Here is a 23,275-nt window from a genome sequence, read left to right on the forward strand (position 1 = left end):
TGCTCACCGCCTCTTCAGCGCTGACGAAGCAGATTGGCTTCCGCCTCCGCCAGCTGGGTATAATTCGGAACCAGCGTATGTAGCTCGTCATATTCCTGACGAAGCAGCTTATCCGCCCCAAGGCGGCCAACCCATTTTCCTTCCAGTTCATAAGGCACGATACGAAGCTCGCTCCATGCACGCAAGCGCTCGGCTGTTTCGGCGTGAACCGCCGTTTCACCGACGAGCCAAATAACCGCAGGACGCTCCTCGGCAGGCAAAACCTCCAAACGTTGCAGCAAATCATCGGTCCACGCAGTCATCAACCGGATGGCATCCGGCTCTAACCGTTGCGGGCTACCGATGTCTTTAACTGTATTTGCGGCGAACAGCCCCGTGTACACCTGACCGCGGCGCGCATCCAGCACAGGTACAATCCAATCTGCTGCCTGCGCCCCGGGCGAGTCGTTATTCACAGACTCATGTTTACCTTCTTGCCCCTTCAGCTCGATACCACGGTTCCAACCACCCCACGCCAAAGCGTGCAAAGTGGAAATGGATGTCACCGGAACGCCCCAGGCCCAAGCTAGTGTTTTGGCTGCGGTCACCGCGATTCGGATACCGGTGTAAGATCCCGGTCCAACCCCTACTGCAAGACCGTCCACATCATCGCGTGTCAGTCCTGCTTCGCTCAAGAGCCGTTCCAGCTCGGTAATGACATGCACCGAGTGATTGCGTTCGCCATAAACGTTACTTTCTCCCAGCAGCTCTTTTCCGTTCATTAGGGCGGCCGCCATTACGGTCGTCGCTGTATCTAACGTCAAAAACCGCTCACGCGGCTTTTCATTTACATCTGTATGCTCTCTTTGCATGGTTCAAACTCCATTCTCCCGCAAAATGCGGCACCATTGTTCATAAGGCTCGCCGTACCCGGTCAGGTGAATCAAGCGCTCCCCTACATCCGTTGTTTCTATATACATGTGAAGCCGCTGATCCGGCAACATATCCGGTATAATACTACCCCATTCCACCAGACATACTCCTGTCCCATAAAAATATTCGTCCAGTCCAAGATCCTCCGCCTCGTCTTGGGAAATCCGGTATACATCCATATGATACAAAGGCAATCGGCCCTCGTACTCCTTAATGAGAGTAAAGGTTGGACTATTTACGATACCCGGTACACCTAAATGGCTGGCAAAAGCCTTGGAAAAAGCAGTCTTGCCCGCTCCCAGATCTCCGTCAAGCACAATCACGGTTCCGGGAACCGCTTGGGCTGCCAAAAAGCCTGCTAATGTCCCAGTCTGTGCCTCTGAGACAGAACGGAATACAAACTGTTCCTGCGAAATTGTCATATCTTTTAATCACCTTTCGTCCGAATCGGACCGTTCCAACTTGTTCTTTATTATATAGTTCACCTTATGTCGCCGCAAGGCATGAAGACATGCTATTGTAAGTTAAGTGTTACACACAAGGAGGGAATCAAACTGATGGGACAAACCGTTTTACTCTTGATTGATGTTCAGCAGGCAATGTTCATGTATGATGAGAAGCTGTATCGTGAGCAGGAAGTTGTAGCGCATTTACAGCAGCTTTTGACCGAAGCCAGAACTATCGGCACACCAGTAATTTTCGTGCAGCATACCGATGAAGCGGATGAGGATTTCCGGGAAAACAGTGTAGGCTGGGCCATCGCCGACGTGGTGCGTCCTCTTCCTCATGAACGAATTGTCCGAAAATCATCCTGGGACAGCTTCTACCAAACTGAATTGCGTGATGTGCTCCAGGAATTGGGGGCGGAACAGCTGATTATTGCCGGGATGCAGACTGAATTTTGTCTCGACACGACTTGTCGAAGCGCCTATAGTCTGGGATACCAGAACAACGTGCTCGTATCGGATGCGCATAGTACATTTGATAGCAAGGTACTAAGCGGCGAACAAATCGTAGCTCATCACAATGCCGTGCTAGGTAATCGTTTTGCACGTTTGCTCACAACGGCAGATGTACATTTTTCGTGAAATGTAGAAGTGAATTTTTTACGTTCCAAGCCGATTGCTTTCAAGCAGGTCGGCTTCTTTTTTTGTTCACGCGAGCAAATAAAAAACACTGACGTTATAACGTCAATGCTATAGGTGGCTCAGGCTTATATGGATTTATGTTTATCCGAATTCCAAATGTATTCATTTTGATTGGCAACTTGCCTAGCTTTTTTAGATGCTATAAGTCAGTTACAAATTTACATATAAAGGGATTTCCTCCCCTGCGATGATCTAAATGATTTGCTAAGAAATTATTTTCACAGGTTGATTTGAAATTTCATATTTAACATAAAATTCAATTTTTGATCACAATTTTCAGAAAGATCAAGAAATTAACAGAAAACATTAGGATGGCCTATTTATTGTGGAAGATATGGCTCTATATTTGGATATATGTAAAGATTTGAACATTGAGCAAAATCTGTATTAGAACTATGATAATTCTGGTTTTAATTTCCAGCAACGAAAGAAGGCGATCGGACCGTCACACTCACTGTCTTAGGCACCATGATATGCCCGCATGTAAATGTATCTTGCAGTTTCTACGTTTCGCAGGTTAGGACCGGAAAGTATGAATTGAAGTGCAGTCATGGATGTATTGTGTCTCGAACACAGCGAAAGGAATGTGAGTTTTTATGAAAAAAGTAGCTATAGTAAGCCCGTTGAGAACAGCGGTCGGTTCTTTTAACAAAACCCTTGCGCCTCTAAGCGCTCCTGAATTGGGAGCAACCGTGATGACAGCATGCCTGCAGCAAAGTAAATTGGAGCCTTCTTTGATTGATCAAATTTTTATGGGAAATGTTCTTCAAGCGGGCAATGGTCAAAATCCTGCCAGACAGGCGGCACTAAAAGCGGGTATCCCCATTGATGTACCCGAATCAACGATAAACACGGTTTGCGGTTCAGGACTTCATGCCGTCGCGTTAGCTTACGATTCAATATTGGCGGAGCAAGGAAACATCGTCTTGGCTGGAGGCATGGAGAGCATGTCGAACGCCCCTTATCTGCTAAAAAATGCAAGAAACGGCTATAAGCTTGGCAACGGTGAATTGGTAGACTCCCTGGTGGCTGACGGCCTAACATGCCCAATCAACCATTACCATATGGGAATTACTGCCGAAAATGTTGCCGAAAAATATGGAATCTCAAGACTGGAGCAAGATTCATTCTCCTATGAAAGCCAGATAAAGGCTTTCGAAGCAAAAAACAACAAGTTTTTTGAAGAGCAAATTGTTCCGGTCATGATCAAAAACAAAAAAGAAACTACTTATTTCACAGAAGACGAACACATAAGAGGAAATACGACGAAAGAAAAACTTTCAAACTTGAAGCCTGCGTTTAAAGAGGACGGAACGGTTACTGCCGGAAATGCTTCGGGAATCAATGATGGTGCGGCAGCTATGTTAGTCGTGTCGGAAGATAAATGTAAGGAACATGCGTTAAAGCCGTTGGCATATATCAAGGGTTATTCGCTTGTTGGTGTTGACCCTGCATATATGGGAATGGGACCGGTAAAAGCCATTTCGTCACTGCTGAAGAAACAGGGAATGTCGATTGATGACATTGATCTCTTTGAAATTAATGAAGCGTTCGCTGCACAAGCACTAGCGGTGCAAAAAGAGCTGGGAGTCAGTCCGGAAAAGGTCAATGTCAATGGCGGCGCGATCGCAATCGGTCATCCTGTTGGTGCAAGCGGTGCTAGGGTATTGGTTACGTTAGTTCATGAAATGGTGCGCAGATCTTCACGTTACGGCGTAGTCTCGTTATGCATCGGAACGGGAATGGGAATAGCAATGCTGGTTGAAAATGCACTCATTTAAAGTTCGTTTTCAATGATTGTTGAAATACCTCTTAAAAAGGAAGGGAGATCGCTATGAATCAAAAAGATGTACTTTCACTTCAATCCATGCCTGCGGCCAGCGGCAGTTATGGACGCCCGCCATGCCGCTTCATCAACCGGGAATTCTTCATTATTACCTATGAATCCGATCCCGCTGCGATAAGACAGGCGGTCCCGGAACCACTTCAGCCAGATGGAAGTAATACGGTCTCCTATGAATGGATCAAAATGCCCGATTCATCCGGTTTGGGAAGCTATGAGGAAAGCGGTATTGTCATTCCGTGTACTTTTCAGGGAGAACCGTGTAATTTTGTTGCCCAAATGTATTTGGATAATGCACCTGCTATTCTGGGGGGACGTGAAATCTGGGGATTTCCGAAAAAATGGGCGAAGCCTCGCCTGGTCGTTGAGGATACAGAGACGCTGACGGGTACATTGCATTACAATAACGTCCTGGTAGCTATGGGAACCACCCCTTTCAAATATAACGTGCTTGATGAAAAGGAAACGGCTAAAGCCATCGCAAAAACGCAAGTTAATTTAAAATTAATTCCTGATGTGGACGGCACTCCTAAAATTGCTCAGCTAGTGGCATATAATCTTGAAAATATTACTGTAAAAGGAGCCTGGTCAGGGCCTGCCAGATTAAGCTTGATCCCCCATGTCAATGCTCCTGTGGCAGATTTGCCGGTTAAAACTTATGTTGGCGGAAAACATTTTATTGCCGATTTAACGCTTCCATATGGAAGAGTCCTATACGATTATCTCCAATAAAGTTTGCTTTCCTAAAAATAGATAAGGAGACGGAACCATGAATAAAAAAGTAAACTCCGCTGAAGAAGCAATTAAGAAAATTAAAGACGGAGACACGGTGATGGTTGGGGGTTTTATGCAAGGAGGCATTCCGGAGGAGCTGGTGCGTGCGCTTGTCGACTTAAATTCCGCTGATAATCTTACGATCATTTCCAATGACACAGGCACACCGGAATTATCTATTTATAGACTTGTGAAAAGTGGCAGAGTCAAGCGGATTTTTGCATCCTATATCGGCTCCAATCCGGAAACGGGAAGACTCCTGATGACGAAAGAAGCGGATGTTCAACTCTTCCCGCAAGGGACGCTCGCTGAAAAAATACGCGCAGGCGGAGCTGGTTTGGGTGGTATTTTAACCCCCGTAGGTGTAGGCACCATTGTAGAGGAAGGAAAAAAGAAAATCAAAATTGACGAAAGAGAATATCTGCTCGAACTACCGCTCAAAGCCGATGTGGCGCTTATCAGAGCCCATAAAGCTGATGAAGCAGGGAACCTTGTCATCAACGGCTCTTCACGCAACTTCAATTTGGTGATGGCTACCGCAGCCGAGTATGTAGTTGCTCAGACAGACGAATACGTGAAAGCGGGGGAAATCGACCCCAATCATATCAACGTTCCCGGAATATTTGTCGACGCGATTGTAAAGGTGGGTGGAGATAATGAATAATAGAGAATTGATTATTAGAAGAATAGCCCAAGAATTCAAAGATGGTGAAGTGGTTAATCTTGGTATTGGATTGCCTACAATGGCGGTGGACTACATCCCCGAAAACGTTAATATTATGCTGCAGGCGGAGAACGGAATCGTCGGCGTTGGCCCCAAAGCAGCTCCGGGAAAAGAAAGACTCGATTGTATCGATTCAGGCGGAAACTACGTTACAACCGTGAAAGGAGCCTGCTTTATTGACAGTGCGCTTTCATTTTCCATCATACGTGGAGGGCATGTGGACGTCACCGTTTTGGGTGCCCTGGAGGTCGATGAAAAAGGCAACCTTGCAAACTGGATGATCCCCGGGAAAAAGGTGCCAGGCATGGGTGGGGCCATGGATTTGGTGGTTGGAGCCAAGAGAGTGATTGTAGCCATGGAGCATGTGAACAAAAATGGGGCGCCGAAAATACTGAAACAATGCAAGCTGCCCCTAACCGCTGTAAATGTGGTAAAGACCATTGTAACCGAAAAAGGTGTCATTGATGTTATACCGGGTAAAGGGCTGATGCTCAAGGAAATTGCTCCAGGTTTGTCGGTGGAAGATGTTCAAATGGCGACAGAGGCTGAGTTGATGGTTTCTCCACATTTAAAGACCATTGCAGTGTAAAAAATCAGTTCCACCTTCAAATTAACTTGTCTGGCGTTTAACTTGTCTTCACAATCGCATTCATTATATAAAATAAGGTTCGCTAATTGCTCATTGAGCAATTGCGAGCCTTTTTAGGTTGGAGCCTCTCTTCTATTGTTCTTCCAGTCGATCTACACGAACGGTTTGTGTATCGCCAGGTCTGCTGCCGATCTGTACCGTTGCCATACCATTCGCTTCATCTATATGCTCAATCCAAATCGGTTTGCCATCCAATTGGACGGCAATCGTTTCGGATGAATCATAAATGGCTTTTGCTCGTTCCACGTTCATGCTGTTCTCCTCCTACTCTTTTTTTTGTGCAAAATTCAAAATATAGGTCACCTAGTCTTCGTCTATAATCCGTTCCACATCCAATGAAGGAAAGCTATGAGAAGGCGATGTTGAAACTACAGCCTCCATATCCACATGAGCAACAGCTACGGGAAAAGGCGGCGGCGTTCCATGTGAAAGAGCAAACTCGGGCGGCAATGCATCCTGTTCGCCTCCAGCAGGCCCTCGAAAGGCAATGTGACTTTGCCCCACACGATGACTGATCTGCTGAGGATAGGGTTTTCTAGGCATCAGTTGTATACCTCCTTTTGAATCGGATATGGCTTAACATTCACCAAAAAAACCGAAACCATGCGCAAGTGAAAGCAATTCGAGCCTTCATTTGCATCTCATACAATCTTTTGTACGAAGCATACTAAGTGAAAAATGAAATGCTCACAGCCCGGGTGCCCGGAATCGAAATATGAAATATGAGGATTAAAAAAAGGAGGACTGGCGGTATGCATACGGTCTGGAAAGGCGCGATCAGCTTCGGGCTGGTTCATGTGCCAGTTAAAATGTTCTCAGCAACTGAGGACAAGGACATTTCCATGCGTTATATTCACAAGGAGTGTGGGAGTCCACTAAGCTATGTACGGAAGTGCCCTGTTTGTGATAAGGAGGTTGAATGGGAGGAAATTGGAAAAGGGTACGAATATGAAAAAGGAAAATTTGTCATGTTCGACAAGGAAGAACTGGAGCAAGTTAGCGGACAAGCCGATAAAAATATCGTAATTTTGGACTTTGTGGATTTACAGGAAATTGATCCGATCTACTTTCAAAAAACGTATTATTTGTCCCCGGATCAGGCTGGCTCGAATGCGTATAAGCTACTCATGAATGCAATGAAAGATACCGGAAAAATCGGGATTGCCCAAATCTCCATCCGCTCAAAAAGTAGTCTGGCAGCCATTCGCGTGCTGGATGAATGCTTGGCGGTGGAGACCATGTTTTATCCGGACGAAATCCGTCCCATTGCTCAAGTTCCCAACTTACCTGGACAGGAGGAGGTTAAAGAGAAAGAGCTGACCATGGCAAAAATGCTGATTGAGCAGCTATCTACCCCTTTTGATGCAGCAAAGTATACGGATCAGTATCGCGAACGTCTGCTGGATCTTATCCAGCATAAAGTGGCTGGTGAAGAGGTGCGAATTGCCCCAACACAGCCTCAGACCAATGTGGTTGACTTAATGGCTGCCCTTCAAGCCAGTATTGAGGCAGTGAAGCCTGTCGTTACCGATCCTGGTCCTGCTGCGAAAAAACGTCCTACGCGTAAACCAGCAGCCGTGACAGCACAGCAGGCTGTGGCAGGCGACGCCCTCTCTCCGACTCCAGTCAAAAAGAGAAGAAGCACCACCAAACGTAAAGAAACTTGAGCTTTACAGAAAAGTCTGATTAAGGGGCGGCGCTGATACTGCTTTGATACGATAGTAGCTGACTAAACGCCCCCCGCTCCTCTTCTTCCAATTGGCGGTAGTTCCCCTGCTGTATGACCTCACCTTGATCCATTACAACAATTTGATCCGCATGTCTGATCGTTGACAGACGGTGAGCGATCACGATCAACGTCATTTGACCTTTCATCCGTTCCAATGCTGCCTGAATTGCAGCCTCATGCTCACCATCCAGCGCACTTGTCGCTTCATCCAAAATAAGTACAGGAGGATGATGCAAAATGGCCCGCGCTAATACCAGCCGTTGACGCTCTCCCCCGGACAGACGGATCCCGCGATCACCAATGACCGTGTCCAGCCCTTCAGGCAGTCTGGATACAAAGTTGTCTGCGGCTGCAAAATGTAGCGCCTCCCATAGCTGCTGTTCACTGGCATCCTTATCAGCCAGCTTCAAATTTTCGCGGATGGTCGCATGGAACAGAAATGGGTCCTGTGACACGTAACCAAACGACTGCCGCCACAGCGGCAGCAATTCGTCATCCAGCACATGACCATCGATTTTAATCTGCCCCTCAGTTGGGCGTATAAAACCCATCAGGACATCAACCAAGGTGCTTTTGCCTGCTCCTGATTTGCCTACAATGGCAGTCATTCCCCGGGCGGGTATAAACAAATTAATATGACGTAGTGCAGGTTCTGCCGCACCCTCGTAGCAATAATCCAAATGGCTGCATTCTATTCCATTACGAAGGGATAGGGGTTGCCGTGCAGATATAGATGGTAGATGATATACCGATGAATCGAATGGGACATGAGCCTTAGAAGATGTAAGCCCGATCAACGAGGGGTCTGAGAAAGCCTCGCATTCTCGTTGCACTTTGGTTACACTCTCAAAAGCAGAGATCATAGACATGATGTATTCCAGGCTCGCTTGAATAAGGGCAAACCTGGGCCATAAGCGGGAAAATATAAGGATGAGCACAATCAATTTTTCAGGTGTAACATGCAGCCACTGGAGCGACACAAATAGGACACTAACGACAAAAACAGCTGCCGCTATGCGATGAAAAAACTGCGTGGTCGCATTTTGTCGAACAAACTGAGTCGTATTATCCTCCATACGCTGTGTCAGAGAGCGAAACCAATGGATATTCGCCGCTTCCAGCAGATTACTTTTAATATCTTTCATCCCGTTCATATGATCCGTAATTCCGGCAAAATAAACCTGTGACAGTTCAGTGGTACGATCACCTAATTGTTTGGCATTTCGGATGGAGCGACGGAACACGACAAACAACACCAGTCCACTCAGAAACACCAGCCCGGTTAAAGAAGGGGACAACCAAAAAGCCAGCGCAATCTGGATTAGCGTAAACATGATGGCTGTGGTCAGTTGAAGGAGCAAATTCGTTCCCTGACTGACACGCGCCAGCTCGGTCGTCATCACGTGGCTAAAATCAGATTTACGCTGACGCAAATAAAAAGCCCACTGCGCCTTCATAAAGGAAGTGTATACGTCTATGCGAAGGCAACGCATAAAACGCTGCTGAATCCGCGAGCTGAGAATGGACTGGTAACGCTGAAGCCAAGCCTGCCCTGTAAGCAGCACTACGAAAAGCATTAACATCCCCGGCAACAGCCAGCTTTTAGGAATGTACGGCAAAAAATAATCAAATCCATCCGACAGAAATGGCATTTCTGAATGACCACCAAATACACCGATGGCCGCCAGCATAGGAATAAGCATATAAATGCCGACACCTTCCAGTAAGCTGATGATGATCATACATCCAATATTAAGAATTAGTGCCCCGCCGTTCACAGCATACAGCTTGGTCATATATATTCGCAGGTGAGTCATAATGTACACTCCTTATCGGTCAGTGCTTTGTAAATCGCCGCTTCAGCCAAAGAAATGGACGTAAAGGAATATACAAAAAATGCAGCTGGCGAGGCAGTGGGAAAACGACTGAATCCCTCGTAGAAGGAAACAAACGGCTGATGAGATACCATAGTCTGTGTCTTGGCTCCTTTAAGGAAAGCAAGTAAGCGCGGCTAACCGGCTGAGGGGTAAACGCTGTTGTTGTAGCTCCAGCAATGGCTGGACTGGGGGCGACTGAAGTAGCACCTACAGGCTTGGAAAGGCTGCTTACAGCAGTGTTCACTGTATTCACCGGGTCACCAAGGATACTGCTGGCATCTTTCGGTATGTCAGCAGCATCCTTGACGGCGTACAGAACAGCTTCGCCTGCGGCTCTACTGGCTGAAATACCGCCACTCAAAGGTGCGGTATTCATCGACTCGGTCAAAGCTACGCTGGGCAACAGCTCTGACTGAACGAGTCTGCCTGTACCCGCCCGATTGGCAACCGGGTACGGCGCGGGGACGCTGGCCTGCATAAAGGCCAGCGCGCTCAGCGCAAGCCTGTGCGCCTGCCGGGTAGCCGATATCGGACGCATCGGCTCCGGGATCGGCGTACCCAACAGCGCAGCAGCCAGCGCCCAAGCCTGCCCGCCCGCAGGCAGGCCCCCGTAACGGCGCATTAGCGGCAGTAGCACCCCCCAATCGACAGCGCGTACCGCAAGCCTGTCGATGTCTACTAACCAGCGCAGCCTGAACCAGCCGTGACGCGCTCCGTGTGCGCTCAAGTATAGAAATTGATGCTCGCTGCCAAGCGTATACATACAGGATGTCATCACATTCCTGTTGTCGGCAGAAGTCGCCGGTGCCATCTGACTGGCTCGAACTCCTGCGGCCTTCCCCATTTGCCGACAGTCCCAAAGCTCGTCAAAGGAGGGCTCCCGCCCTCCATCCGGGTGAAGCCGCCAGTGCAACTCGATTTCTAACCTCTTTTGCGGATGTAGGAAGGAGGCATGATGATCCTTCCACTTCCAGCTACCAAGGACGCGTACTTCTCCGCTTTTGGACGCATATCCGGCTTCCTTCATCCAATGCTCCGCTTCATCCATGTCATCCGGGGCAATAAGTAAATCAATGTCTTTAGAGGTACGCAGGGAAACATCCCCGTATAATTGCTGCGCCAGAGCAGGACCCTTCAGCATCAGCACACGGATTCCATGAGCTGTGAGCAGCCTGGTCAGACGCTCGGCTTCTGCTTGAAGCTGGAGCATGCGTAGCGTGTTTCGTTGATATTGTGCCTGAAGGTTTCGCAGCAATTCTGCGGGGATGAACGGGTGATTCAACGTTTTCAGCTGGAGATACACTGTAGGTACCACACGATGGTGTTCTGTCAGACGCAGCAAGCGGGACCAATCCATCTCCTGCAGCTGGAAAGCAGTCGCCGTATCCTGCCATAGATTGACGTCTTTACGAAGTAGAGAGAGTAATAACGTGAATTCTTGATCCTCATTCCAATTCGCAAGTTCCAAAATAGACTTGGTAGTCATGGATTCTTCTCCTTCGATTCTTTGAACGCTCTTTGTTCCTTTTATATCGCACTAAAACAGAGAACTGCCTTTATCCGCTGTCTTCGTATTTGTAGCTGTCCCAGCACGTCTCCCGAATATTCCCACCACGGTAAACGCCCCCATCTCCCGTTCTCCCGTGACATAGATCGGCCCACTGCGTACCCATGCATGTGCGGCCAGTTGTCCCGCAGCATTTTTGGCTGTGCCCAGATACAGTGTGCAGTCCAGTTTTCTGCGTACCAGCAACGTCATAGCGGCAGCGGCTTGTACAAGACAGCTACTGCGCCAAGGAGTATAACGGCTGGCCAAATCCACAGCTTGTGAAATGTGACGGATAGACTTCTCCTGCCCGATCTCGCACTGCCAGGGAGTTTCTTCCATGCATTTTCCCCAAGCCCCCGAGTAATCTCCAAAAGAACGACGCTGGCGAAATCTCGCGCATCCCAGCTCCAGCCAGGCTTCCGGGAACAATCTCCTGACCTCTGGAGGCAAGAGAAGAAGCCGTTGTATCCGCATGTTAGTCCAACTCCCGCAGGAGTCTCAGCAATCCTTCCCGCTCCAATTCAGCTACAAAGGTATGTACCTGCTGTCTGCACTGTTCCTCGTCCACTTCATATTCATTCATCAGGACAGTTACAATATCTCCAAGTGAAGGACTGGATTCTGCCAGTTCCCAGATCCGTCCTCCGGTGAAGCCCAAATTATAATACTTTCCAGTATGAATACTCATCATCACTTTTTCTCCGTCCATATCACTTACATAGACCTCTTCACCATACGTGACGCGATAATGATCCTTAGCTGGATTAGTGGCTGCCATAACTCTTTTCCTCCTTATGAATGAGTTCAAGTACCCGTTGTACAACCTCGGACGCCGTAAAAAGGGAGCTATCCCTCAGCAGTCGCCAGCCTTCCACTTTCCGAGCCATCCGGGCCGCTGTATCAAAATACCATTCACCCAAACCCATTCGCGGAATGATCACCCTACGATATGTATGCTGTAGTAAAGTATGCAAGCACTCCAGTTTGTTCAAGGGCTGTTCCGTAACGGCCACTGGCTCCCCTTCCCGCATCAACTCACGGTTGGGAGAATCGCTCACAAGCTCGAATACGCCGCCCAGGGGAAGCGGATCGTTATAAAATTCGTCCACAGCAGGCACGGCATATTTATTGAACTCCCCTGCAATCCTACGCAAATCTCGGTATTGTGCCCTTACAGGATTGTCGTCAGTTAGGGAAAGGACGTGCTTTCTTTGTCGTACATGCCTGTTCTCCCGTAATCCCTCCAGTTGAAGCAAGCTTTCCAGCCCCAGCTTCTGCTGCGGATATGCCGGATATACGATGGCTGCGGAAGCTGTAACGTTTATAGCAATCACGTCATCACTGATCATCTGATAGCCAGCCTGTCTAAAGGCAGCAGCCAGCGTCGATTTTCCCGTGCCGGATTCACCTACAAATGCGTAGGCCCGACCTCCGATGGCAACCGCACTTCCGTGAATAGGCAAAATCCGTTTTTGCAACAGTAGAACACCCATGCATGTGCCCAGTACAAACAGCCGCACGGTGTCAGGATCAGCCCCAGGTAACATACTTACCTCGATTTCCTGGCCTCCCCTGATGGCATAAATGGCCGTGCCCGGTATTAGGAACATAAAGCGTTCACCCTGTATTACAAAATTGGTCTGCTCCAGTTGGTCCCTCCATGCTGACAAATCAACCTGTCGAACGACCACATCCTCTACCAATCCCGGTTCTGCCGGGATCAGCTCAGGCAGAGTCAGCTCACTGGCAATCCTGAGTCCAAAGGCTGTATATTTCACCCAACTGTTTTGGGCACTCCTGTCATGCGCGATAGGACTCACTCCCCTGTTCTTAAAATCCCGTCTTTATTTCTTCCGGTCCAACCTACCCCGAAAAAAATAAAGACGGCTCGTGATCGGTGAGCTTTATGGATCTCAGCCCAATATCGGCTCATGTATAATTATCCGTTAGCTGGGATTATACAGATCGGCATCATGATCTGACACCCAGTCAATCTGCTTCCAGCCTTTACCCGCCATAGTCTGGTTAATATCCAGTACCTCAATCGTAGGTTCCTGCCATTCTTTTTTACTCATCTCATCACCTCCCCTCCCACGAATGGCACACCGTCCGATCGGATAGATCCAAATCAGTTCAAACCGCAGAGAAAACGGTACACGATCAGGCTGTGCATAAACAGTCGTATATTCGGATCAGATGCCTGCTCCGGACGGGGATGTCGGTATTTCGCCATAGCCGTCTTAATGTAGTCCATATTGAGATATTCGGCAGCTCGCAAATCATGACACATTACTTGCAGTTCTCCCATAAACGTGTCCCAGCAAGGGAGCATACGATGTAGCCAATCAGCAGGCTGTACGCCGCGTACCCGCTGGTTCAACCGAACATCATCAGGGAGATGATCACGCATAGCTTTACGAATGAGGGCCCTGTCCCGACCGTTTTGTACATATTGTTCAAAAGGCACCGATAAGCAAAAGCGAATTACACGACTGTCCCCGGTCGGATCACGTTCCCACAGGCCATAACGAAGTGAAAGTTTGGTCGCCATAACACCATTTTTGTTGGCAATCGCCAAATTCGAAAACTTTTCTTTTCTTGTCTGATCGGCATTTTTCCTCCAACCTGTTCCACTCAATACAGGAATATCTTCTACATTCATCCGTTTGGCAAACTCCGGGTGAATCAGTGAAGGAATCGGACTTCGATTGCCGCGTCGCAACCATGTACGGGCTTCAAGTGAAGTGGCTTTTTTCAACATCACAGGTAGTAGATGAGACATACGATTGCCCGTAAGCTTGCTGTATCGCCACACTCCCTGCAAGGATTGCAGCCAATGTAAACGACGAAACTGACGGGCGTAATAATCCATTGCAGGTCCCCACGATACGGTAAAATTACCACGTGCCCCAGTCAACAGAACACCGACATTATGTTCCTGTGCTTTCTCATAAAAACCTCTGATCCAAAAGGAGTTTTCAAAATATTTGTAGGGAGCCTCCATCAACTCCAGCCAAATATCAATTTCAGAAAACGGACTTTTCCCCTCAAAATCCATATAATTTTCATGAATATTGCCCACATAGCGAGCTGTGGACTGTATATAGCTGCGTTCGTTCGCCAGCAATGTAGGCGGTGTCCAATCTGTAAAATCTTGAACAGGTACATAGCTGTAGGCATGTAGCGGCTTGTGTTGTAAGTGCAGCGCTGGTGCGGCAAAGCTGGCAACCGCTCCAGAATCCAATCCCCCACTCAGGGCAGTCCCTACGGCGCGATGCGTCCGTAATCGGGCAGTTACCGCCTGTGAGAACACCTCGCGGAAAGCTTCTATGTATTCGCCCCCTGTTTTGAACCGCAGCGGCTCTACCTCATCCAGACATGCATATTTACGGAGCAATTGCTTTCCCTCTTCCATGGTGAACCAATGTGCAGGAGGCAACTGATTGATATGCTTGTAGGCAGTCGTTCCAATATCGACGGATTCCTGCATTGCACGGATCGATAAGAATTCGGCCAGCCATGGTTCATGCAGTTCTTTTCGCAGAGAGGACAGAACCCATAGCGGAGCGACTACCGTGCTAAACGCAAATCCTCCGTCATATTGGTAGGTGTACAACGTACGATTGCCTGTCATATCTCTAGCACCATATAACCGATGTTTCTTAGCATCCCAAATGACAAAGGCAAAATCGCCTATCAGATAGCTTGCTGCATCTACACCCCATTTGTCATATGCCAGCAAAATCAGCTCGCTGTCCGTGATACCTTGTCGCTGCCCCTGCTCAACTGCCAGCCGTTCAAACAGCTCAGAACGATTGTCAATGATCGCATCGGCCGTAATGGCCAAATCTCTCAGCTCATCATAGAAGGGAAGACGCTCATGGACAGATTCGGGGGTCACATGCTGGGCATGACATCCCAAAAAAATGGAACCTTCACACCAAGTGCACACGCGGTCAGCGGGATATTTTTGCAGAGTTTGCATCATTCTCTCGCCTTCTTCAGCATATACAGACTCATGCCCAAATCTATAGATTCCGGCAATTGCACTCACGTTCTCCCCCCTTTTTCTTTTCCGATACTTGATAATACTACAGACGCCCAGCGCCCGAGCTTACGGGCAAATAGGCGGGATCCGATACCTTGGCTAGGGCGATGATAGCTTTGGAGCTGCTCGATAAGCCGGTTCCGCTCTTCAAAGCTATGTGCCAGTCTGTTTTCCAGCGATTGAATTCGTCTATCACTCACGACCTGTGATATATCCATCCTTGCCAGGTTGTGAGGTGCTGCATGACGGGTTGCATTTGTCATGAATACTCTGTTATCTGCATCATGTTCTTCCAGCATCCGATAAGCTGCCTTCCATTCAAAGCCACTTTGTTGGAGGAATTGGTGTGTACGTCGACTCAACAGCTCTACATCCGGATCATCTTCAAAACGGACTCCAGTCATCTGCTCAGCCTGTTCCAGCGCCTCCCCGTAACCAAGCTGCCTAAACAAGCGAGCTCCAATACTTCTGCAATACAGTTCAATTTCCATTTTACTTAACAGATGTTGCCAGCTATGTACCGAATTCTGATGCGCCTGTTCATGCTCCATGACAAACGGATCACCCGCTCCCATGCTATAAAAAAGACTGGATTGAGGCGTATTCGCAAAGTTCCCGTACCTTTCCATTCCCGGCTCATAATGGATCCCCAGAAAATGACACAGCTTCTCGATCTCCATCCTTGGATTGGCTACGAGCTGTTCATACATCAGCGGGTATGCAAGTGGATGAGGTGTGGCAAAATAATGAGCGTAACGGAACAAACCAACCGTAATATCTGTCATTTTCATATTAAAATGCGGACTCCCCAGTTCCTTCAGCAGGTGAAAGTGTCCGCCCCGGAGCTGATTAACCTTTTTAAACGAAGCCACGATGGCTAAAGGATTGCGGATAAGCCATACTCGGCGGGCAGCCGGGAACAAACGGTCTAAAAATTCAAGCACTGTATAGTAACGCGGTGATTTGTCGATAAGCATATCAGCGGTCGTCCCTTGAAGCAGGCCATTATATATTTCAAGTGCATACGAACGAGAGGCCTGCTCCAATACCTGTGGAGGGACCATGCCTTTAAAAAATTGCCGGAGTATTCCTGTTCCTCCATATGGCCGGGCATGTGACTGAGGAAGATCATATAAACTAAGCAGAAACCACATTTCCTGCGTGGCAAACAGGCGGGAATGGTTTTGCAAAATGGCGGTTAGCAGCGAGCTTCCACTTCGAGGGACACTCAACAAAAATACTAGCTTTCCGCCTTGCTTTTCAATCAAGCACATTCCTCCTCTACCTCTGCTCAAGACGTTTTAATAGATACACATCGTATTTTTATTATAATTTATGATACATAGTGTATCTTGTCAATCCCCTTAATGGATAAATTCTGTGCTGCACGTTCATGTTAAACCTTATGTAGATTTAGAAGTGCAGCCAGCTGTCTGTAAATAATGATCTTGCTGCATGTTAGCCAAAGGAGCATAGCACTATGGGACGAGCTGTTAAAGGTACGATTACGATTGAAGGTCACGAAATTGCGATCACAAACCCGGATAAACCGCTGTGGCCCGAAGCAGGTGTAACTAAGGCGCTATATCTTCGCAAGCTTGCGGTATTGGCCCCCTTCCTGCTCAAATATTGCCATCAGCGTCTACTGACTGTCATCCGTTGGCCACATGGGATTCATGGGGACTTTTTTTATCAGAAAAATGCCCCACATCCTCGGCCAGACTACATTGAAACCGCTCTGCATGATGGCATTGAGTATATCGTGCTTGGCAAGCTGCCCCAACTACTCTGGCTCGGTAATCAAGCTGCGTTGGAATTTCATCCCTCTCTGCACCTAGCAGGAAGCCAACTGCCCTGTGAATGGATGATTGATCTTGATCCATCCAGAGAGGTCGAGCCACGCATTATGGAGGCTGCCTCCATTGTAGGCGAAGTATTAGCTTCGCTTGGGTTGGACTCTGTCCCCAAAACCTCCGGGGCCACGGGTGTACAAATTATCGTCCCGATCCGTCCAGGCATAACCTTTGACGAGCTTCGCAGCATCGGACTGTTGGTTGGACAATTTGTAACGGAAAAGCACCCGCATCTATTCACACTGGAACGATTAAAGAAGGATCGCGGAACAGCCATTTATTTTGATTATTTGCAGCATTATCAGGGAAAAACCTTAGCCGCTCCTTATACTCCACGGGCACGTCCCGGCGCTACGGTCTCCACTCCACTAACCTGGGAAGAGGTACGGCAGGATGTGTCACCACTTGATTACCATTTGCTGAATATTGAGGAACGGTTAAACCAGATAGGCGACTTGATCGACAAGGTTCCTCCCCAGCCTGTAGAGGACATCCTCAAGCATATGCGTTCCAAAACACACCCAACCTGATCCATGCTTTGAAGCACAAAAAAGGGGACGAACCCCGCAGCCATAGGCTGAGAAATTGTCCCCTTGCGCTAGTGTATTCCTTTTTTCTTAAAACGTCCGCCCTTCACATCGTGAATATTACCAATCGCAATGAAGGCGTGCGGGTCCCAATCCTCAACGATGCTCTTGAGCTTCGCTTCCTCCAGTCGGGTAATGACGACGAAAATCACTTTCTTGCTCTCGCCTGTAAAGCCGCCTTCACCTTCCAGGTAAGTTACACCCCGTCCAAGACGGTCCGTCAGGGCATCTCCGATATCACGGTATTTATCACTAATAATCCAGACCGATTTGGACTGATCCAGACCCTCAATCGTAATATCAATCATTTTCATAGCAATATAATAAGCAATCATGGAATACAGGGCATTCGGCCAACCGAACACAAAACCCGCACTTCCCAGAATGAAAATATTAACAAACAGTACGATCTCACCGACCGAAAAAGGAGTTTTTTCACTGACGAGAATAGCTACGATCTCTGTCCCATCCAGCGAGCCGCCGGACCGAATCACAAGACCCACCCCAACGCCGAGAATGACACCCCCAAAGATAGCGCCAAGCAGCGGTTCCCCAGGAGTCAATGCACTTACATTGTGAAGTAACGCAGTTCCGATGGACATAACGACGATGCCGAATAATGTGGATAAAGCGAAGGTTTTACCGATTTGTTTGTAACCGATAAGTAAAAATGGAAGGTTCAACAGGGTCAGGAAAATACCGAGCGGATAACCAGTAATCTTGGAGGCCATAATGGAGATACCTGTAACGCCTCCGTCAATAACGCCATTAGGAACCAGGAATATTTCCAATCCCACTGCCATCAGCGCTGCACCAACCACGATCATGGCTGCACGCTGTAATAAGCGTTTTACTTTGTTCTTTGGATTAGCTGGAATTTTGCTGATCTTGGTCAACTCTCCGGTTACATCTGTGATCTCAGACAGATTTTGGACTTCCTTGCTCACTACACTCATATATAAATCCCCCCGTTACAGTATGGTATATTAGACCGAAAAAGGGGCTGCTCTCCGCAGTCCCCTCTCCTTTACGGCGCTTAGTTATATGATTAGTATATCATAAAACTGTGATTTTGCGCAAAAAAGTTAGCAAAGAGCACATAAATCACAATAAAGCGGGATTATATTGATAAAAACGGCGAAAACCGCCTCTAAAGGAGGGGAGAGAGCATGCGAGTTAGAATTTCAGCTATTTTTTGAGATCGAGGACGTCTGCGGAACACGTTCAAATCTATTTTTGAAGAGTTGGAAATGTCCTCTACAAAATCTGCCGAAAGCCGTTTTAACGCCGAAGTCGCAAAAAGTACAGCGGTCAACTCAAAATTATAGAAAAAGCTTCGCATGTCCATATTGGCGGTACCAACCGAGCCGAGCAAATCGTCCACAATTACCACTTTGGCGTGGATAAATCCTTTTCGATATTGGTAGAACTCCACTCCCGCCTCAAGCAAATCTTGTACATAGGACAGTGACGCCAGGTGAACCAGTTTTGAATCTGATTGGTAGGGAATAATAATTTTCACATCTATGCCACTGACGGCCGCCAGCTTCAGCGCCTCATAAATCCCCGGATCGGGAATAAAATACGGCGTCGTTATCCAAATCCGCTTTTTGGCAACCGTGAGCGCTCCAAAGCACAATTCCTGAATCGTGTCCCATACCTGATCGGGACCACTGCTCAAAATCTGTACTTCCTCATCCCCTGTGCAGGTATGTGGAGGAAATAAATTCACGTCCATCAGCCTCTCTCCCGAAGCCAGCTTCCAATCGCTAAGAAACACATTTTGCAGAAAATAGACGCCATCTCCTTCAATCTGCAAATGCGTATCCCTCCAAAACCCCACTTTGGGGTACTTTCCGAGATAATCGTCGCCTACATTGATTCCCCCCACAAATCCGATCGCGCCGTCCACCACTACGATTTTCCGGTGATTACGATAGTTAATCCGGCGGTCTAGCGTGGCGAAAAACGGCGGTAGAAAATAATGAAATTCGACCCCAGCCTCATTACAGGTGCGAATAAATGAATAGGGTAAATTGTAGCTCCCTACGCCGTCCACAATGAATCGTACCTTAACTCCCTCGCGTGCCTTACGGATCATGACCTCCTGAAATTTTTTTCCGATTTCGTCTGCCCGAAATATGTAAAACTCCACATGGATATGATGTTGTGCCTGTTCCATCGCTGTCAGCATAGCCTCAAAGGTTTCTTCCCCGTTCGTCAGCACACGTGTACGGTTGCAGCCTGTCAACGGGTTTTCCGACATACGAATTAACTGGTTAAACAGACGCTCCTGATGCTTAAAATGAGGATTGTGCATTTGCTCTACATTTTCAATCACCTTGGTTTGCGCCCACAGACGTTCACGGAATTCACGAAATAGCTGCGATCCTGCTTTACGAACCACTTTGCGCTTCTGGTAATCCTGTGCAACAAAATAGTACACCACAAAACCAATAAGCGGGAAGCAAAACAAAATAAAGAGCCAGGCTACCGCTTTGGACGGCTTGCGAAATTCAAAGAGCAGAATCGTCCCGGTCTGAAAAATAAAAATAATTAAAACCAACAGCAACCACAGCATGTCTAAGCCTCCTTATATATCTACGTTTTATACAAAGCTCCAATTTTCTTGACATGTTTGCCTCTTAAGCTGAATAGATAGTAACCAAACACTATAGGAGCGATGTCCGGAAAGGAGCGATTATGAAAAAAGGAAGCCTAAATCGCCGGATGACCCTGCTTGTCATTCGGGATGCACAGCAACCGCCCAAGCAGCTACAATGCTCCGCAGCCGCTGTCATTCTCGTCCCGACCCTTGTGATCGCATCAATCTCTACGCTCGTGATCGGGCTGCAAATCCGTTCTTCCCATATTATTTCCCAAATGGAAACCAATCTTGCTGTCCAGAGTTTGCAGATGGAGGTCACAGTAGCAGACAAAGACGCAGCCATTGGGCGACTGCGGCAGGAAGTCATGGAGCTGACGAATCAAGCCACCAGTATTCGCGAACGTCTCCAGCGTGTAACAGAGCTGGAGCAACAAATGCAGCAATTCATTCGTAAACACGGAAATTCCTCCAGCGCAAGCAGCAATAAATCAACCATAACCCCGCTCTCCTGGGATGCTTCCGGCCATACTGGGGGCGAATTGATCGCAGTGCATGAAAATACAGCTCTTCTAGCCCGCCAGGTCATGGATGATTTTCAGGAAATCGAAGCTCTGCTAGACACTGTGGAGCGTACGGTTCCGCGCTCTATTCAACAGGCAAATGCCGTCCAGCAGAACCTGGAGCGCCAACAAGCCGCACAGCTGCTCCAGACCCGCAGACTGGCACTTGCTGAACAAGGGAGACCCTCCATTTGGCCTGTTGGTTCGCGGCGCATGACCTCCAGTTTCGGTTATCGCAGCGACCCATTTACAGGTAGATCCGCTTTTCACTCCGGCGTGGACATTGCCGGTCAATCCGGTGATCCTGTCTATGCGGCAGGGGCAGGCACTGTGCTGGAGGCCGCTTCCAGCGGCGCCCGCGGCAAGTGCATCATTATTCAGCATCCTGACGGACTCCAAAGCTGGTATATGCACCTAAGCGGGATGCAGGTAGCTCCCGGGGACCGTGTTCACAAAGGACAGACCATTGGCCTGCTGGGAAGTACAGGGAGAAGCACGGGACCTCATCTTCATTTTCAGATCGTCAAGCATAACCAACCTGTCGATCCATTGCTGTATGTACAATAAGGATTTTGCAAAATACTTACTATAAAGGATTGGAGGAAAACGTTCATGTTCAAGGAATCCAAAAAAAAGCTCTCCACCCCGGCGACGGATACACTGCTCGCTAACGGCACTAGCTTTGAAGGTACGATTGAGGCAGAGGCCAACATTCGCATTGACGGTCATTTCCAGGGCGATATCTATAGCACTCGTACTGTCGTCATTGGAGAATCAGCAGTTGTACGTTCGGACATCATTGCACGGGACGTCATTCTTGCCGGCAAGGTATTCGGCAGCATCACCGCGGAAGGACGGCTGACCATTACACCGACAGGCGAACTGTATGGAAATACGGCGACCCCCACATTGGTCATTTCTGAAGGCGGCATACTGAACGGCACGAGTCAAATGAACCAAACTATGGAGGCAGAGTCGCCAGCTGCTATAGAGAAATCAGATGATGAAAATCAATCCAGTTTCAGCCAAGACAATGAGGACAGCCAAGCCTCCCTACAACCCGAAGCGGGATAGGGCGGCTTATACTCCTTATATTTCCAGCAAAGCCTCCATTTACTCCATAATATCCTCCACTCTGCGTTCCAAAAATAAATGGTATACCTTGCGTATGACGATTTTGCCACACATATACAATGGAATAACCAAAATGATACCCAAGATCCCAAGTAGATCGCCACCAACTAGCAATAAAATGACGACAGTCAACGGATGAATGTCCAGTTGCTTGCCAAAGACAATCGGTGACAGCCAATTATCCTGAATTTGCTGTGCAACGATCACCACCACCAGCGACCAGAGCGCCATAGAAGGCGATTCGAGAAATCCAATGATAACCACAGGTATAGAAGCAGCTACTGCTCCCACATAGGGAATAAAATTAAGGAAAATCGAAATAACGGCAAGTAGCAAAGCATAAGGCAAACCAATAATCAAAAATCCAAGGAACATCATCAAGCCCAACGCGACATTGATCAGCACTCGACTGACGATAAAGCTGCTGAGTGCACTATCAATATCCTCCATCACTTCCAGCGCGTCCTTATGATATTTTTTAGGAAAGAAGTTGAGCATTTTAGGACCAAACTTGCTTCCTTCCTTCAGCATGTAGTAGAGCAATATGGGAAAGGTAGCCAATACGATAAAAAAGTAGGATACGAACGATACCAGCTTTACCGAATAATCTGACAGCGTTGAAAAAGCTTCGTTTAACGTATCTGACAGTTGTGACAGCGGGTCTTCACCCGGAGGCAGCACTTGTCTCAAGGATTGATTATGCCGCCATTGGCTTAATTGATCAACCAGACTTTTAATGAGCTTCGGCGCATTCTCAAATAAATTGGTCACCTGATCACGGAGCGTAGGCCATACTCCCCATGAGAAGAGGAACAGTAACACGCCAATGACCAAATAAATCAGTAATATGGAAATCGATCGTTTGATTTTTCTCCGTTCCATGACATCTACGATCGGTCTCAATAAATAATAGAGGAAAAAAGATAGCATCAGCGGTACAACCAGTAAGCTGACCAAGGATACGAGAGGACTGAATATAAAGCTTACTTTGGTGCCCAAGTAAATGATGAGCAATAGCATGACGATTCCTGAAGTCAGACGAAAAAAACGATTATTTTGCAGCATATCATGCGCCCCCTGTTCTGTTTCTCTCTACTTCTTTAAACGCAAACCGACCCTATTGATTGATTCTTGCTGAAAATAGATTACAATATACCCCCACTTACAGAATATATAGCAAAAAAGGAAGTCCAAATGGCTAGGCATTGGACTTCCTTTTTGTGATCTTAGCATTTTGCCAAAATCCTCGTATGATTAAATCACACATTCTAAGAGATACG

Annotated in this window: 24 protein-coding genes; 9 read left to right on the forward strand and 15 right to left on the reverse strand. The window is 47.7% G+C overall.

Annotation, left to right across the window (positions count from 1 at the left end):
* Positions 1-14: 14 nt before the first annotated feature.
* Positions 15-851: a tRNA (adenosine(37)-N6)-threonylcarbamoyltransferase complex dimerization subunit type 1 TsaB gene (tsaB, locus tag KSP24_RS09530; RefSeq protein WP_137078054.1), complete on the reverse strand. Its 837-nt coding sequence runs from the start codon at positions 849-851 to the stop codon at positions 15-17.
* A gap of 3 nt (positions 852-854) precedes the next feature.
* On the reverse strand, positions 855-1,334 hold the full coding sequence (tsaE, locus tag KSP24_RS09535) for a tRNA (adenosine(37)-N6)-threonylcarbamoyltransferase complex ATPase subunit type 1 TsaE (RefSeq protein ID WP_013369870.1): 480 nt from the start codon (positions 1,332-1,334) through the stop codon (positions 855-857).
* 135 nt (positions 1,335-1,469) lie between these two features.
* Here tsaE and KSP24_RS09540 point away from each other — a divergent pair, with 135 nt between their 5' ends.
* From KSP24_RS09540 to KSP24_RS09560, 5 genes are all read left to right on the forward strand, one after another.
* Complete coding sequence (locus KSP24_RS09540; RefSeq protein WP_013369869.1) at positions 1,470-2,000, forward strand: cysteine hydrolase family protein; 531 nt, start codon at positions 1,470-1,472, stop codon at positions 1,998-2,000.
* A gap of 656 nt (positions 2,001-2,656) precedes the next feature.
* Positions 2,657-3,841: an acetyl-CoA C-acetyltransferase gene (locus tag KSP24_RS09545; protein ID WP_216975010.1), complete on the forward strand. Its 1,185-nt coding sequence runs from the start codon at positions 2,657-2,659 to the stop codon at positions 3,839-3,841.
* Between the two features lie 53 nt (positions 3,842-3,894).
* Entirely contained in the window at positions 3,895-4,635 is a 741-nt protein-coding gene (locus KSP24_RS09550) for an acetoacetate decarboxylase (RefSeq protein WP_013369867.1), read from the forward strand.
* A 37-nt stretch (positions 4,636-4,672) separates the two neighbouring features.
* Positions 4,673-5,341 (forward strand): CoA transferase subunit A, encoded by a 669-nt coding sequence (locus KSP24_RS09555; protein WP_216975011.1) that lies wholly within the window; start codon positions 4,673-4,675, stop codon positions 5,339-5,341.
* Positions 5,334-5,990 carry a 3-oxoacid CoA-transferase subunit B gene (locus tag KSP24_RS09560; RefSeq protein WP_013369865.1) on the forward strand — a complete coding sequence of 219 codons (657 nt, stop codon included), beginning with the start codon at positions 5,334-5,336 and terminating at the stop codon, positions 5,988-5,990. Before KSP24_RS09555 ends, KSP24_RS09560 begins: the two co-directional genes overlap by 8 nt.
* A 132-nt stretch (positions 5,991-6,122) precedes the next feature.
* Here the strand turns inward: KSP24_RS09560 and KSP24_RS09565 are convergent, their stop codons facing one another.
* Both KSP24_RS09565 and KSP24_RS09570 read right to left on the reverse strand, forming a co-directional pair.
* On the reverse strand, positions 6,123-6,302 hold the full coding sequence (locus tag KSP24_RS09565; RefSeq protein WP_216975012.1) for an H-type small acid-soluble spore protein: 180 nt from the start codon (positions 6,300-6,302) through the stop codon (positions 6,123-6,125).
* A gap of 51 nt (positions 6,303-6,353) precedes the next feature.
* Entirely contained in the window at positions 6,354-6,593 is a 240-nt protein-coding gene (locus KSP24_RS09570; protein WP_013369863.1) for a hypothetical protein, read from the reverse strand.
* Positions 6,594-6,802: 209 nt separating this feature from the next.
* Between KSP24_RS09570 and ku the strand changes: the two genes are divergently transcribed.
* A complete protein-coding gene (ku, locus tag KSP24_RS09575; RefSeq protein ID WP_013369862.1) occupies positions 6,803-7,717 on the forward strand; it encodes a non-homologous end joining protein Ku in 915 nt (304 codons plus the stop codon).
* 19 nt (positions 7,718-7,736) lie between these two features.
* Here the strand turns inward: ku and KSP24_RS09580 are convergent, their stop codons facing one another.
* From KSP24_RS09580 to KSP24_RS09615, 8 genes are all read right to left on the reverse strand, one after another.
* The gene (locus tag KSP24_RS09580; RefSeq protein ID WP_216975013.1) at positions 7,737-9,596 is read right to left on the reverse strand and encodes an ABC transporter ATP-binding protein; all 1,860 of its coding nucleotides are present in this window, start codon (positions 9,594-9,596) and stop codon (positions 7,737-7,739) included.
* 19 nt (positions 9,597-9,615) lie between these two features.
* Positions 9,616-11,142 (reverse strand): nucleotidyltransferase family protein, encoded by a 1,527-nt coding sequence (locus tag KSP24_RS09585; RefSeq protein ID WP_216975014.1) that lies wholly within the window; start codon positions 11,140-11,142, stop codon positions 9,616-9,618.
* Between the two features lie 51 nt (positions 11,143-11,193).
* Positions 11,194-11,679, reverse strand: a complete 486-nt coding sequence (locus tag KSP24_RS09590) for a lasso peptide biosynthesis B2 protein (protein WP_013369859.1) — start codon at positions 11,677-11,679, stop codon at positions 11,194-11,196.
* A 1-nt stretch (position 11,680) separates the two neighbouring features.
* Positions 11,681-11,983 (reverse strand): lasso peptide biosynthesis PqqD family chaperone, encoded by a 303-nt coding sequence (locus KSP24_RS09595; protein WP_013369858.1) that lies wholly within the window; start codon positions 11,981-11,983, stop codon positions 11,681-11,683.
* A complete protein-coding gene (locus KSP24_RS09600; protein ID WP_216975015.1) occupies positions 11,970-13,025 on the reverse strand; it encodes a dephospho-CoA kinase in 1,056 nt (351 codons plus the stop codon). Before KSP24_RS09600 ends, KSP24_RS09595 begins: the two co-directional genes overlap by 14 nt.
* Before the next feature lie 126 nt (positions 13,026-13,151).
* Entirely contained in the window at positions 13,152-13,280 is a 129-nt protein-coding gene (locus tag KSP24_RS09605) for a paeninodin family lasso peptide (RefSeq protein ID WP_013369856.1), read from the reverse strand.
* 53 nt (positions 13,281-13,333) lie between these two features.
* On the reverse strand, positions 13,334-15,259 hold the full coding sequence (locus KSP24_RS09610) for an asparagine synthase-related protein (RefSeq protein WP_216975016.1): 1,926 nt from the start codon (positions 15,257-15,259) through the stop codon (positions 13,334-13,336).
* The gene (locus KSP24_RS09615; RefSeq protein WP_225683733.1) at positions 15,256-16,527 is read right to left on the reverse strand and encodes a sulfotransferase family protein; all 1,272 of its coding nucleotides are present in this window, start codon (positions 16,525-16,527) and stop codon (positions 15,256-15,258) included. The genes KSP24_RS09610 and KSP24_RS09615 overlap by 4 nt, the downstream gene beginning before the upstream one ends.
* A 206-nt stretch (positions 16,528-16,733) precedes the next feature.
* On the opposite strand from KSP24_RS09615, the gene ligD reads away from it, so the two are divergent.
* A complete protein-coding gene (gene ligD / locus KSP24_RS09620; protein WP_090736333.1) occupies positions 16,734-17,636 on the forward strand; it encodes a non-homologous end-joining DNA ligase in 903 nt (300 codons plus the stop codon).
* A gap of 68 nt (positions 17,637-17,704) precedes the next feature.
* Here ligD and KSP24_RS09625 read toward each other — a convergent pair whose 3' ends face one another.
* Complete coding sequence (locus KSP24_RS09625; protein WP_013369852.1) at positions 17,705-18,649, reverse strand: YitT family protein; 945 nt, start codon at positions 18,647-18,649, stop codon at positions 17,705-17,707.
* Between the two features lie 194 nt (positions 18,650-18,843).
* On the reverse strand, positions 18,844-20,274 hold the full coding sequence (gene cls, locus KSP24_RS09630; RefSeq protein ID WP_216975017.1) for a cardiolipin synthase: 1,431 nt from the start codon (positions 20,272-20,274) through the stop codon (positions 18,844-18,846).
* Positions 20,275-20,396: 122 nt separating this feature from the next.
* On the opposite strand from cls, the gene KSP24_RS09635 reads away from it, so the two are divergent.
* Positions 20,397-21,428 (forward strand): M23 family metallopeptidase, encoded by a 1,032-nt coding sequence (locus tag KSP24_RS09635; RefSeq protein ID WP_058710849.1) that lies wholly within the window; start codon positions 20,397-20,399, stop codon positions 21,426-21,428.
* 45 nt (positions 21,429-21,473) lie between these two features.
* On the forward strand, positions 21,474-21,935 hold the full coding sequence (locus tag KSP24_RS09640) for a bactofilin family protein (RefSeq protein WP_137078044.1): 462 nt from the start codon (positions 21,474-21,476) through the stop codon (positions 21,933-21,935).
* Between the two features lie 39 nt (positions 21,936-21,974).
* Here the strand turns inward: KSP24_RS09640 and KSP24_RS09645 are convergent, their stop codons facing one another.
* Positions 21,975-23,060 carry an AI-2E family transporter gene (locus KSP24_RS09645; RefSeq protein WP_025364270.1) on the reverse strand — a complete coding sequence of 362 codons (1,086 nt, stop codon included), beginning with the start codon at positions 23,058-23,060 and terminating at the stop codon, positions 21,975-21,977.
* Positions 23,061-23,275 lie beyond the last annotated feature (215 nt).

The organism is Paenibacillus sp. AK121 (assembly GCF_019042715.1).
In the GTDB taxonomy this organism is placed as follows: domain Bacteria; phylum Bacillota; class Bacilli; order Paenibacillales; family Paenibacillaceae; genus Paenibacillus; species Paenibacillus polymyxa_C.